The following is a 12,583-nucleotide window of genomic DNA, read 5'->3' as shown; positions in this document are numbered from 1 at the left end:
TCGCTTTAATCTACAAAACAAATACCTGTTGCAAAATGTATAACAGTTTTCTTATAAAAGCAAGACTTTTCATTTTTTTGTTTTTTTATTTATTTAACTCTTCCAGTATTTGATGTCCATTCCACACAGGTTTCGCACCTTCCAATATAAGCAAATGCGGTCCTATAGATAGCGGAGAAAGGATAGATCCCGGGATAGCAAAAATCTCCTTACCATTTTCTAAAGCATGTTCCATAGTAGAAACTGTACCACTCTTTTCTGTTGCTTCTGTGATAACTACACCTTGGGAGAGTCCACTTATTATTCGATTTCTCCTAGGGAAATTCCACTTTTGTGGAGTTATATACGGAGGATACTCTGTTAATAACAACTGACTTTTCTCCATATCGGTAGCTAACTTAAGATTTTGTTTAGGATAAACGTGAAAGAAACCTGTTCCTAGTACTCCAATCGTTTTTCCACCTAAACTCATAGTTATTTGATGGGCTAATGTGTCTGCCCCCTTTGCAAGACCACTAATAATCACATACTTTTCTTGTATTAAAGGAGGAAGTATTGCCTTAATACTTTCGGCCGAATAATCTGTTGCCTCTCTCGAACCAATAATTGCTAGTTTCTTAGAGTTCGTAAGTAGTTCTGACTTACCTTTTAAATATATTACTGCAGGAGGGTCATACAAATCTAATAGACTTTTAGGATAGTTGGGATCAGAAAATAGAATGGGGAGAATCGAGTGTTTTTTATACATTTGCAGCATTGGAATTTCGACAAATTCTAGGAATATTTTTTGCAGTTTAATAGCACGTTCGAGGGATATTTTACATAATTTCGCCAATTTTTGCGGGGGAATTTTTTCAAATTTCTCTAGTTCTGGATCATATTCTAATAGAGGAAATAGCTTATTTAATGGTACTGGAAACACATAATGTAAAGCTAAAAAGCGGTTAATAAACGGACTCTTACCCATTGGTTTCCTCCTTTTTTGACAAGCGGGAGCGCCTGATTTATAAGTTATTGCAGGTTTAAAACTTTGTGTTGTACCGGATAATACGACACTTTTAAGGTATTCTACATACGCTAAAAGCCCTGAAATATATAAGTTTGATACTATTTCGGGAACTCTGAAGTTGTTCAAGGGAATCCTCACTGGAGTCAGCCTTTAGAACACCGAATAATCAGTTATATTAATTTTAAAAAATACGGCAGCACCATCCGATGCGCCGTACCTCTTTATTAATGTGTTTTACAAGAATCGTATATACCCGCTTCTTTAATCGCTTCGATTAAAGTTGCACCAATAACAGATGGAGTTGCTGCAACTTTCATACCAGCTGCTTCCATTGCTTTGATTTTTCCTTCTGCAGTACCTTGTCCACCAGAAATAATAGCTCCAGCATGACCCATACGTTTGCCTTCAGGTGCAGTTTGTCCACCGATGAATCCAATAACAGGTTTTGTCATATTTTCTTTGATCCATGCAGCTGCTTCTTCCTCTGCAGTTCCACCAATTTCCCCAATCATTACTGCTGCATATGTGTCAGGGTCATCGTTGAATTCTTTTAGAACATCGATGAAGTTTGTTCCGTTGACCGGATCTCCACCAATACCTACAGATGTAGATTGGCCAATACCTGCATCAGTTAACTGTAGAACAGCCTCATAAGTCAGTGTTCCTGAACGAGATACTACTCCTACATGACCTTTAGTGTTGATGTATCCTGGCATAATACCAATTTTACATTCATCTGCAGTAATAACACCTGGACAGTTTGGTCCAACTAGACGAGTTTTCTTACCTTCCATGTAACGTCTAACGTTAACCATGTCTAGCACTGGGATATGTTCAGTAATACAAATAGTCATATCTAAATCAGCATCAACAGCCTCTAAAATCGCATCTGCAGCAAATGGTGCTGGAACATAAATTACTGAAACATTAGCGCCAGTAGCTTTAACAGCATCTTCAACTGTATTGAAAACTGGTACTCCTTCTACTTCTGTTCCACCTTTACCAGGTGTAACCCCAGCAACGATTTTAGTTCCATATTCTAACATTTGCTTTGTATGGAAAAGAGCAGTTGAGCCCGTAATTCCTTGTACAATTACTTTAGTATCTTTATTAATATATATGCTCACTTTTTGTCCCTGCCTTTCTTATCCTACAAGATTAACGATTTTTTGAGCGCCGTCTGCCATTGAATCTGCAGCAACGATATTTAAGCCCGATTCATTCAATAGTTTTTTACCTAATTCTACGTTAGTTCCTTCTAAACGAACGACAAGTGGAACTACTAATCCTAATTCTTTCGCTGCAATAATAACACCTTCAGCGATAATATCACACTTCATAATTCCACCGAAGATATTAACAAAAATACCTTTTACATTTTTATCAGAAAGGATGATTTTGAATGCTTCTGTAACTTTTTCAGCAGTCGCGCCGCCCCCAACGTCAAGGAAGTTTGCGGGTGATCCGCCGTAATAGCTAATCGTATCCATTGTTGCCATAGCTAGTCCTGCACCATTAACCATACAACCGATATTTCCATCTAAAGAGATATAGCTTAGGTCATATTTTGAAGCTTCAATTTCTTTTGGATCCTCTTCATCATAGTCGCGCATCTCTAAAATGTCTTGATGACGATATAGAGCATTTCCATCGAAGTTGAATTTAGCATCTAGCGCTAAAACATCGCCATCAGCAGTTACTACTAATGGGTTAATCTCAACGATTGAAGCATCTTTTTCTTTATAAACTTGATATAAACCAAGCATAAATTTAGCTGCTTTGTTCACAAGTTTAGCAGGAATGTTCATATTAAATGCCATACGGCGTGCTTGGAAGCCTGTTAATCCTACAACTGGATCAATTTCTTCATAGAAAAGTTTTTCAGGAGAATTTGCAGCCACTTCTTCAATGTCCATACCGCCCTCTTCAGAGCCCATTAATGTTACACGTGAAGTTGAACGGTCTAAAACTAGACCCACATAATATTCTTTCTTGATGTCGCTTCCTTCTTCGATAAGTAAGCGTTTAATTTCTTTACCTTCAGGACCAGTTTGGTGAGTAACAAGTACTTTACCTAGTAATTCCTTCGCGTATTCACGTACCTCATCTAAATTTTTAGCGATTTTAACTCCACCAGCTTTACCACGACCACCTGCGTGAATTTGAGCTTTAACAACGATAACGCTTGTTCCTAATTCTTTTGCCGCTTTAACTGCCTCTTCAGGTGAGAAAGCTACAATCCCGTTAGAAACTGCTACACCATATTGTCTAAGGAGTTGTTTTCCTTGATATTCATGGATATTCATCTTACATCCTCCAATCAAACTTATGTCAAGTAATTTACTACCCTTCTAATTGTATTAAAAGTGTCACATTTTGTCCACAAAAGTATAGCATTTACGTAATACGACGAATATTCAGACTATGTGTCGGTAGATCTTATAGCATTTCCTTTTTCTTTATCTATTTTGTAAATATAAGCAAAGACCTCTGCTACCGCCTGATATAACTCCTCTGGAATCGATTGGTTTATATCCAATTGTCCGAGAAGTTCTACTAAACTTGCATCCTCTTGGACGGGAACATTAAATTCTTCGGCTCTCGCTAAAATATTTTCTGCTATTTTACCCTTTCCTTTTGCTACTATCTTCGGTGCATCATTAAGATCGGGATTATACGTTATTGCTACAGCTTCTTTTCTAGTATACCTTTCATCTTTCATATACGAATGTCTACTCCTTGTGCATCAAGCGCCTTTGATTTTGCCATCAAAGCCGATGTGATTTTTTGTTCCTCAAAGCTTTTTACGAATACTCCCGAGAGTTGATATCCTACCGATGATAACCCTTGCTTTAATATTTCTTTAAATTTATCTACAACTGGAACTAAATCCTTGTCATTGTTATATAAAGTAATCGAAACGACTCTATTTTGCACTTGCATATCTACAACAGTTTCTTTTAAAGTATCTAGCTGCAAATAAAACATAATCCTAGCAAAATCGGAGTCGATTTTACCGTCTTCTTTCATCCGACCATTCCACTCAAGTGTAGCATCCATTTTTTTACCTAGAAACTCTAAAGGAACTTGCATCAGCAACTGATGTTGCGGCCCATTTTCATTGGATAATATTTGTAATCCATTCATGCGTGCAAGCACTGTTTCTGCACTATCTCTCAATGCAGTAGAAATGGTCTGGTTTTGCATTAACTCCACAATTTGTGGCTTTAATTGAGAAGCTAGTTGTCTTATTTCCTCGCTATTATTTCCTAGTTTTGCTTCATAACCGAATCCTAGAGATCGTAAGACATCTTTTATAGCGTGCTCAAATGCTTTTCCATCTAATTGCTGCATAACTTGTTGCTCTGCTTGAATGACGGTTTGAGTAAGTATATTACTGCTGGTAGGGTTTCTACTTATATTCGTTACATTTTGTAAATTTTGAGTTATAGCTTCTTCTGTAATGCCTTTCCCTAATAACGACACCAAGTGGTCCTTGGGAGTTAACCCGTTTAAATCTTTTGTAAAAATTGCTTGCTGACTTTGCTCGGCAAATATTTTTGTCAATGCATTATTCACTAGCTGAAGTTGATTAGGTTGACTATTATTTTTCAGTAAAGCTATCACTTCATTCTTTTGGGTGGTCGTTAATGAAGACTGTTGACTAACCCAACTACGAACTTGTTCTAACACTTGCCCCTTTTCTGTAGGAGAGGCTTGTTCAAGTTTTAATAACAATTCTCCAGCTGAATTTGCAATTGCCGGCTGACCAGTAATCGGGGTTGGATTCAAAAGGCTCGCAGTAGCTGGCAGCACATTGGATTCCTTTAACGTTTGTAGAATCGGTAAGCGTGATGATAGAGGGGATTGTTGGTTTTGAAGATTTTCTATCTGCTTACCTAGTATCGCTCCAGCAACTGGGCCATTAAATGGCTCTGCTAACTTTTGTATGTTTTGTAGGATATTATTTTTTAAACCTGGCATAACTGTTTGATCCTGCTGTAATTGGGTTTGTAAATTTTGAAGAATATTATGCATTCCATCCGTAGATTTCCCGCTCATTACTGTCTGGAGCATAGTAAAAGTTAAAGGCAGTTTCATATCGACTATTTTTTGGATAGCCTCGAGGGCACCTTTTAACGTTACATCTTTTGGCATTTGTTTTAATAATTGTTCTACTTGTACTAATGTATCTTTAGAAACCGGTAATTGTTGTTTTATAAAAAACTGCACAGCTGCTTGCATTTCAGTTGTTTTTGGTAAGTTCATTGCTTGTAATAATTGTTGGCCTTGTTGTGCTAACGTATTTCCTTGTGTGAGAGGCCCTGTAACTACCTTTAGTTGTAATTCAGGTGCTGATTTCTCTACTTGAAAAAAATGAGAATCCCCAGCTTTTAGTGGAGTCTCTAATTTTGCTATTACTTTTTGATTGCCAATTTGTACTTCGGCAGTTTGGTTTGGATACAATTTTTTAATCGTTCCATGAACTACTTGCCCTTCCTTCATAGGTGCTTGTAAAGAAGAAGTTATCCCGGAAGCTGCAGATGATTGAGTAATTGAAAAAGATGTGGAAGTCACGTAATCACCTCATTCTTAATATTGATTTAATCGGCTCAAATGATTTTCGATGGTGCTGGGTAGGACCATATTTCTCTATCATTTCGACATGTAACTTTGTACCATAGCCTGCATGTTTGTTAAATAAATACATCGGAAATTGCTCATGTAACTGATCCATGTATTCGTCTCGAGCGGTTTTAGCTAAAATAGATGCTGCTGCAATTGCCAAGCTTTTTGCATCCCCTTTTATAATAGAATGCGTTTCGATGTCAATAGGCAATTTCATCGCATCTACTAATACGACATTCGGTTTTTCTTCTAAGTTTAAAACAGCTTCTGTCATGGATTGTTTCGTTGCTTCATAAATATTCAACTGATCGATTTTTTCAACTGTTTGAAAGTGTATGCTGTACGCAATTGCATTTTGTTTAATCGCTATAGCTAGCTCATTTCGTTTAGTTCTAGAAACTTGTTTTGAGTCATCTAGGCCTATTAATTCTTTCGTATCATTTCGAAGGATTACAGCAGCTGTGACGACCGGACCTGCCAAAGGACCTCTTCCAGCTTCATCCACTCCCGCTACTAAACTCTTATCCTCCGAACAATAACTTCTATCGAAGGCTACTTTTTCTTCATGCGCCTGACGTTCTACTAGTAATTGTTGTTGTTTTCTTTTCCAACTTGTCCACAGTTTGCGTGCACCAATTCGTTCATCCTGCTCTAACTCCGTTATCCATGTTTCTAAACCTGTAGATTGCTCTAATTTTTCTTTTATCTCTTTTATACTTAACATCTCATTCACATCAGCTTTCTAACTCTTATTCTATGTATCGGCAATAATATATAAAATTCAACAAATCCACTTCCATCTAACACTCTTTAGAAACGAGAAAACCCTTTTTACCATTTGGCAAAAAGGGTATCAGTAACATTAATATTCTTCCACAAAATCAAACGTTAACCTACCTAGATTTAGATTGCGCACATCTCGAACAACTAGTTCTGATACTTGATCGTAATCTATTTCGGTACCATTTCTATAACATCTTCTTAACTTGCCAATATGATCAAAAGTTTCTACTAAATCTTTGCTTACTTCTGTAATCTGATACCGTTCTTCCATCCGCTTTGGATAGTGGTCCTGCAAGAAGTTTAGACCATATACCGCTAAATCTTCCATATTAATAACGGCATCTTTAATAGCACCAGTAAGCGCAAGCTTATAACCAACTTGCTGATCTTCAAACTTTGGCCACAAGATACCCGGTGTATCTAACAATTCAATTTCTCTTTCTACTTTGATCCATTGTTGTCTTTTCGTAACACCAGGCGTATTACCTGTTCTTGCTATATTTTTCTTGGCAAAACGATTAATCAGCGTGGACTTCCCTACATTCGGAATTCCAACAATCATTGCGCGAATTGCACGAGGTTTTATTCCTCTATCTCTCATACGATCCCATTTAGGCTTTAAAAGCTCTTTTGCGGCCTTGAATACAGTTTGTAGTCCTTTTCCCTCTAGAGAGTTAATCGCCACTGCTGGATGTCCTTTTTCCTCGAAATAAGCAATCCATTTTTTAGTCTGCATTTCATCTGCCATATCCATTTTATTTAAAATAAGTAATCGCGTTTTTTGATGGATCACTTCATCTATCATTGGATTTCGAGATGATAGTGGTAATCGTGCGTCTATTAATTCAAACACGATATCCACTAATTTTAAGTTTTCGGTTACTTCTCTTCGTGCTTTGGCCATATGACCTGGAAACCATTGAATTGTCATCGTGCACCTCCTGTTACTTTATAAAACCAATTTCATTCAGAGGCCAAAAAACAATATTCGTATTACCAATAACTTCATCAATAGCGACTAGTCCAATATGTCGACTGTCTTTACTATATCTTCGATTATCACCCATAACAAAAATATAACCTTCAGGGATTATCTCCTCATCGGCAGGAGTCCCTTCTATAGCGAAGTCCTCTGTTAGTGTACCGTCCGTTATTTCACTTTTATATTGATCTAAATATGGTTCATCTACTTCTTTTCCATTAACGTATAATTGATCATTTATAAACTCCACATGATCACCAGGTAGGCCTATTACACGTTTAATATAATTTTTTTGCTCTGGGGCATGGAATACTACTATGTCAAAACGATCTGGCTCACCAACCATATAGCCGATCTTGTTAACAACCATACGATCGCCATTTTCTAATGTGGGCATCATTGATTCTCCGTCTACTACGATAGGTGTGAATAAAAAGAAGCGAATTATCGCAGCTAGTCCAAAAGCAATTAATAAAGCTTTTGACCATTCCCATAATTCATTCTTTTGCTTTTTTGCTTGTTCCATTAACTTGCCCCCTTTGGTTATTCTCTTTATTGTACAAGGAAAACTCTTTTCAAGCAAAAACAAATATCCAATTTTCGTGGAGTTTGTGTGATTTGTTTATCATGAACAAAAAGTAAATACCCTTTTAATGACTCTATTATATGCTCTACGGAAATCAGTAGTATTATTCACCCTTAAATGTTCTTCAAATCGGGTGTTCATGCTACATTGTATAATTTCTTATCTTCAAATAAAAAATGTTGTAGCAAAAGTGGAACCACCTTTGCTACAACATCTACTTTTGCTATTAACGACGTTCTTTAATACGAGCTGCTTTACCACGTAGGTCACGTAAGTAGTACAATTTAGCACGACGAACTTTACCACGACGAGTAACTTCTAAGTTTGCAATTTTTGGTGTGTGTACAGGGAATGTACGTTCAACACCAACACCGGATGAAATTTTACGAACTGTGAAAGTTTCGCTAATTCCGCCACCACGACGTTTAATTACAACTCCTTCGTACATTTGGATACGTTCGCGAGTTCCCTCTACAACCTTAACGTGAACACGAACTGTGTCCCCAGGACGGAATGTAGGAAGGTCTGAACGTAATTGTTCTTTAGTGATTTCTGAAATAATGTTTTGCATCATTTTCTCTCCTTCTGTAGAATGCTCTTACACACAGTTGCTGTTGCAGCGGAACACCCAAAATCAGTACTTTCCATAAAAGTACATAATAAAATATAACACACCTAATTACCGGACGCAATAATTATTATAAAATTACTATCCTTTTATTTCTTTTAATAAACATTCCTGTTCCGAGGTCAATTCTATTTGATCCAATAAATCAGGTCTGCGTGTGAACGTTCTATTTAAAGATTGTTGTTTGCGCCATTTATCAATTGCCGCATGGTTTCCAGACATTAAAACATCTGGAACTTTATAACCTCGATATTCAACCGGACGAGTATAATGGGGATGCTCTAACAAACCAGTCGAAAAAGAATCTTTTTCATGCGATTCTGCATTTCCTAATACATTAGGCAGTAACCTTACCACGCTATCTACCACAGTCATGGCTGCTAACTCACCGCCTGTTAATACAAAGTCCCCTATAGAAATTTCATCAGTAACTAGATATTCCCGAATTCGTTCATCGTAGCCTTCATAATGTCCGCAAATAAAAACAAGCTCTTGTTCCATAGCAAGCTCTTCCGCTTTTTTTTGCGTAAAACGCTCTCCCTGTGGACACAAAAGGATAATACGTCTATTTGTCCCTTGACTCGGCGGAAGTGCCTCTATGGCATTAAAAATAGGTTCTGGCTTTAATACCATACCTGCCCCACCACCATAAGGATAATCATCTACTTGATGATGTTTATTCCCTGAGTAGTCTCTAAAATTCACGACATTTATTTCTACTTCATTCTTTTCTTGGGCCTTTTTCAAAATAGATGAGTTAAATACACCAGTAAACATTTCTGGAAAAAGAGAAAGAATGTGAATATTCATCATGACAGTAAACCATCCAATACTTCTATGGTAATTTTCTTATGTTCAATATCAATTGATTTGACTACGTCCTCAATATATGGGATATAGTGATCTTTTTTCCCTTGTTCTGGGTGTACTGTCCATACATCATTAGCACCCGTTTGAATAATTTCCGTTATAGTTCCAATGATTTCGCCATCCGTAGACTCTACTGTACAGCCTATAATTTCATGAAAATAGAACTCATTTTCTTCTAAATCAGAAAGATATTTTTCAGATACCTTTAAAATGGCATTACGAAATACATCTACATCTTTTAACAATGAATAACCTTCAAAAGTTAATAGATCAAAGTTCTTATGTCTACGATGACTTGCTACCTTAACCATAATTGGTTTAGAACCATCCGCTTTATGTAAAGCAAGTTCACTTCCAACCTCGTAGCGTTCATCTGCAAAGTCAGTCGTGGAGATTACTCGAACCTCTCCCCAAATACCATGTGTATTTACTATCTTTCCTACATTAAACCATTCCATTAAGATTACCTCCTAGTCAAAAAAAATTTAAATATGCCGTTGATTTCCACTCCGGTCGGACGCTTTCCGTGGGCACGGCTCGAGCCTGTAGTCTCTCCCTCGTGCTGTCCCACTGGAGTCGCCGACCTGCGCTACATTCAACCATAACCACGTAATATAAGAAAAGTTGCATACAATGTCGTATTTTCTCTCAAATAATATAAATTGATTTCTGCATTCTTCATCTATTATTGGATAACATTTTTTAATTTAAAATAATTACAATTGATTTTAATTGATCGCTAAAAATTTGACCAATCTTTTTATTTTAGCGATAAACTATGCCCAATCTTTTGTGTAGTACTGCACATTAATTAATTGTAGTGCAAGGTGGCGACTCCAGCGGGAAGCGTTAGGCGAAGACCCCGCAGCGAAGACATTGGCCAAACTTTGTTTGGGTAATGTCTTTGCGACGAGTAACCGCAGGAGCATATGTTTTCAAAGCGAGGAGGCTGAGGAAACGCCCGCGGAAAGCGTCCAGCTGTAACGGAAATCATGGGATTATTCATTCTAACAAGTTCCTTAAACAATTGTTAACAGGACATTTTTATATATGGAGCTACGCATATACTGAGTATAATGTTTTCTACCTATCAAAAAAGGAAGAACAAATTGTTCTTCCTTTTTAATCTAATATGTCGACATATGTTTTTTTCTTTTGGTGACTGCCTGCTGCTGAGTAAACAATTGTACGAATTGCTTTCGCGACACGCCCTTGTTTGCCAATTACTTTTCCCATATCTTCAGGATGAACAGAAAGTTTATAAACTATACGGTTTATATTTTCTTCTTTTTCAACCTTCACATTTTCTGGATAATCAACTATCGGTTTAACGATTGCTTCGATCAGCTGCTTCACATTGTCCCCTCCGATTATTTGCCGAGTTTTGCGTTATGGAATTTCTCCATAATTCCTTGTTCTGAGAACAAGTTACGTACTGTATCAGATGGTTTTGCACCGTCTTGAAGCCATTTTAAAGCTAATTCTTCGTTAATTTTAACTTCAGCTGGTTTAGTAAGTGGGTTGTAAGTACCTACTGTTTCAATTTGACGACCATCACGTGGTGAGCGAGAGTCTGCTACTACAATACGATAGAAAGGAGACTTTTTAGCTCCGATACGTTTTAAACGAATTTTTACTGCCATTTTCATTGCACCTCCGAATAGTTTCACACAAGATAGTATATTATCAAGCTTTTATTTGTTTGTAAAGTGTTTTTTCTTAACACCCTATATTTTTTATTTAAATAATGAGTCTAGACCAGGCATTTTCATCTTTTTCTTGCCTTTTTGTTGCATATTGGTCATTTGTTTCATCATTTTTTTCATGTCTTCAAATTGTTTCAGTAATCTGTTTATATCTTGAATAGATGTACCAGACCCTTTAGCAATTCTCTTTTTTCTTGGTCCATTAAGTATCTCGGGAGTTGTTTTTTCCTGCGTAGTCATCGAATAAATGATGGCTTCTACACGATCCATCTGTTTTTCATCTACCTTCGCATTTTCCAACCCTTTGATTTTACCTGCACCTGGTAACATTTTTAGAATTTCATCTAAAGGTCCCATTTGTTTCACTTGACCAATTTGCTCTAAGAAATCATCGAATGTGAAACTTTGCGTACGGAATTTCTCTTCTAATTCCTTCGCACGTTCTTCATCGACATTTGCCTGAGCTTTTTCGATAAGTGACATCATATCGCCCATACCTAAAATTCTAGAAGCCATTCGTTCCGGATGGAAAGGCTCTAATGCATCCATTTTTTCACCCATCCCGACAAATTTAATCGGTTTTTGAGTAACGGAGCGAATAGATAACGCAGCACCACCACGTGTATCTCCATCTAATTTCGTTAAAACGACACCGGTAATACCTATAGCTTCGTTAAAATTATTTGCTACGTTGACTGCATCCTGACCAGTCATTGCATCTACAACTAAAAATACCTCATCAGGTTCTTTAATTGCGCGTATATCTTTTAACTCTTGCATAAGTGTCTCATCAATATGAAGACGTCCAGCGGTATCTATAATAACTACATCGTGATGTTCTTCCTTAGCTTGTTCTATAGCCTGCTTAACAATTTCAACAGGGGAAATATCGGTCCCCAATGCAAACACAGGTAAAGAAAGCTGTTTCCCGATAGTTTGCAGCTGTTGAACGGCCGCTGGTCTATAAATATCCGCAGCAACCAATAAAGGCTTTTTGTTGTACTTTTTACGCAGGACATTGGCTAATTTACCAGTAGTAGTTGTTTTCCCTGCCCCTTGCAAACCGACCATCATAATAACCGTAGGGGGTCTCGTAGAGAAAGAAATTTGACTTTGCTCTCCACCCATCAGTTCTGTCAATTCATCTTTAACGATTTTAACAACCTGTTGACCAGGCGTTAAACTTTTCATCACGTCTTGACCAACGGCACGGTCCGAAACATTTTTAACGAATTCTTTTACTACTTTTAAGTTAACGTCTGCCTCAAGAAGTGCATAACGAACTTCTCTCATCATTTCTTTTACATCAGCTTCAGAGATTTTACCTTTACCTTTAATCTTCTGAAGTGTACCTTGGAGTCGCTCTGCTAATCCTTCAAACGCCATGCAC

Annotated in this window: 14 protein-coding genes; all 14 read right to left on the bottom strand. The window is 37.2% G+C overall.

Annotated elements, in window-relative coordinates:
- Nucleotides 1-85: 85 nt before the first annotated feature.
- The gene (dprA, locus tag MHI47_RS05950; protein WP_340830018.1) at nucleotides 86-967 is read right to left on the bottom strand and encodes a DNA-processing protein DprA; all 882 of its coding nucleotides are present in this window, start codon (nucleotides 965-967) and stop codon (nucleotides 86-88) included.
- Nucleotides 968-1,233: 266 nt separating this feature from the next.
- Nucleotides 1,234-2,136 carry a succinate--CoA ligase subunit alpha gene (gene sucD / locus MHI47_RS05945; RefSeq protein WP_093535178.1) on the bottom strand — a complete coding sequence of 301 codons (903 nt, stop codon included), beginning with the start codon at nucleotides 2,134-2,136 and terminating at the stop codon, nucleotides 1,234-1,236.
- Nucleotides 2,137-2,154: 18 nt separating this feature from the next.
- Complete coding sequence (sucC, locus tag MHI47_RS05940) at nucleotides 2,155-3,315, bottom strand: ADP-forming succinate--CoA ligase subunit beta (RefSeq protein WP_093535180.1); 1,161 nt, start codon at nucleotides 3,313-3,315, stop codon at nucleotides 2,155-2,157.
- A gap of 116 nt (nucleotides 3,316-3,431) precedes the next feature.
- Nucleotides 3,432-3,731: an EscU/YscU/HrcU family type III secretion system export apparatus switch protein gene (locus MHI47_RS05935; protein ID WP_340830016.1), complete on the bottom strand. Its 300-nt coding sequence runs from the start codon at nucleotides 3,729-3,731 to the stop codon at nucleotides 3,432-3,434.
- Complete coding sequence (locus MHI47_RS05930) at nucleotides 3,728-5,587, bottom strand: hypothetical protein (RefSeq protein WP_340830015.1); 1,860 nt, start codon at nucleotides 5,585-5,587, stop codon at nucleotides 3,728-3,730. Before MHI47_RS05930 ends, MHI47_RS05935 begins: the two co-directional genes overlap by 4 nt.
- Nucleotides 5,588-5,591: 4 nt before the next feature.
- Complete coding sequence (locus MHI47_RS05925) at nucleotides 5,592-6,362, bottom strand: ribonuclease HII (protein WP_093535731.1); 771 nt, start codon at nucleotides 6,360-6,362, stop codon at nucleotides 5,592-5,594.
- Between the two features lie 138 nt (nucleotides 6,363-6,500).
- Nucleotides 6,501-7,352, bottom strand: coding sequence for a ribosome biogenesis GTPase YlqF (ylqF, locus tag MHI47_RS05920; protein ID WP_340761909.1), 852 nt, complete (start codon nucleotides 7,350-7,352; stop codon nucleotides 6,501-6,503).
- A gap of 13 nt (nucleotides 7,353-7,365) precedes the next feature.
- A complete protein-coding gene (gene lepB, locus MHI47_RS05915) occupies nucleotides 7,366-7,929 on the bottom strand; it encodes a signal peptidase I (protein ID WP_340830014.1) in 564 nt (187 codons plus the stop codon).
- A 286-nt stretch (nucleotides 7,930-8,215) separates the two neighbouring features.
- Nucleotides 8,216-8,560 (bottom strand): 50S ribosomal protein L19, encoded by a 345-nt coding sequence (gene rplS, locus MHI47_RS05910; protein WP_093535190.1) that lies wholly within the window; start codon nucleotides 8,558-8,560, stop codon nucleotides 8,216-8,218.
- Between the two features lie 138 nt (nucleotides 8,561-8,698).
- A complete protein-coding gene (trmD, locus tag MHI47_RS05905) occupies nucleotides 8,699-9,427 on the bottom strand; it encodes a tRNA (guanosine(37)-N1)-methyltransferase TrmD (RefSeq protein WP_093535733.1) in 729 nt (242 codons plus the stop codon).
- Nucleotides 9,427-9,945 carry a ribosome maturation factor RimM gene (gene rimM / locus MHI47_RS05900; protein ID WP_093535192.1) on the bottom strand — a complete coding sequence of 173 codons (519 nt, stop codon included), beginning with the start codon at nucleotides 9,943-9,945 and terminating at the stop codon, nucleotides 9,427-9,429. The genes trmD and rimM overlap by 1 nt, the downstream gene beginning before the upstream one ends.
- 664 nt (nucleotides 9,946-10,609) lie before the next feature.
- The gene (locus MHI47_RS05895; protein WP_093535194.1) at nucleotides 10,610-10,843 is read right to left on the bottom strand and encodes a KH domain-containing protein; all 234 of its coding nucleotides are present in this window, start codon (nucleotides 10,841-10,843) and stop codon (nucleotides 10,610-10,612) included.
- A gap of 14 nt (nucleotides 10,844-10,857) precedes the next feature.
- Nucleotides 10,858-11,130, bottom strand: coding sequence for a 30S ribosomal protein S16 (rpsP, locus tag MHI47_RS05890; protein WP_093535196.1), 273 nt, complete (start codon nucleotides 11,128-11,130; stop codon nucleotides 10,858-10,860).
- A gap of 93 nt (nucleotides 11,131-11,223) precedes the next feature.
- Nucleotides 11,224-12,579, bottom strand: coding sequence for a signal recognition particle protein (gene ffh, locus MHI47_RS05885; protein ID WP_093535198.1), 1,356 nt, complete (start codon nucleotides 12,577-12,579; stop codon nucleotides 11,224-11,226).
- Between the last annotated feature and the right edge of the window lie 4 nt (nucleotides 12,580-12,583).

This window comes from Psychrobacillus sp. FSL H8-0487 (assembly GCF_038008385.1).
GTDB lineage: Bacteria > Bacillota > Bacilli > Bacillales_A > Planococcaceae > Psychrobacillus > Psychrobacillus psychrotolerans.
Note: the sequence above shows the minus strand (reverse complement) of the source record. Positions and strands in the feature narration are given on the sequence as shown.

What these genes read in the sequence shown, in the direction of transcription:
- dprA (WP_340830018.1), bottom strand. Translation starts at nt 967, where the DNA reads ATGGGTAAGAGTCCGTTTATTAACCGCTTTTTAGCTTTACATTATGTG.
- sucC (WP_093535180.1), bottom strand. Translation starts at nt 3,315, where the DNA reads ATGAATATCCATGAATATCAAGGAAAACAACTCCTTAGACAATATGGT.
- MHI47_RS05935 (WP_340830016.1), bottom strand. Translation starts at nt 3,731, where the DNA reads ATGAAAGATGAAAGGTATACTAGAAAAGAAGCTGTAGCAATAACGTAT.
- MHI47_RS05925 (WP_093535731.1), bottom strand. Translation starts at nt 6,362, where the DNA reads ATGTTAAGTATAAAAGAGATAAAAGAAAAATTAGAGCAATCTACAGGT.
- ylqF (WP_340761909.1), bottom strand. Translation starts at nt 7,352, where the DNA reads ATGACAATTCAATGGTTTCCAGGTCATATGGCCAAAGCACGAAGAGAA.
- lepB (WP_340830014.1), bottom strand. Translation starts at nt 7,929, where the DNA reads ATGGAACAAGCAAAAAAGCAAAAGAATGAATTATGGGAATGGTCAAAA.
- rplS (WP_093535190.1), bottom strand. Translation starts at nt 8,560, where the DNA reads ATGCAAAACATTATTTCAGAAATCACTAAAGAACAATTACGTTCAGAC.
- trmD (WP_093535733.1), bottom strand. Translation starts at nt 9,427, where the DNA reads ATGAATATTCACATTCTTTCTCTTTTTCCAGAAATGTTTACTGGTGTA.
- rimM (WP_093535192.1), bottom strand. Translation starts at nt 9,945, where the DNA reads ATGGAATGGTTTAATGTAGGAAAGATAGTAAATACACATGGTATTTGG.
- rpsP (WP_093535196.1), bottom strand. Translation starts at nt 11,130, where the DNA reads ATGGCAGTAAAAATTCGTTTAAAACGTATCGGAGCTAAAAAGTCTCCT.
- ffh (WP_093535198.1), bottom strand. Translation starts at nt 12,579, where the DNA reads ATGGCGTTTGAAGGATTAGCAGAGCGACTCCAAGGTACACTTCAGAAG.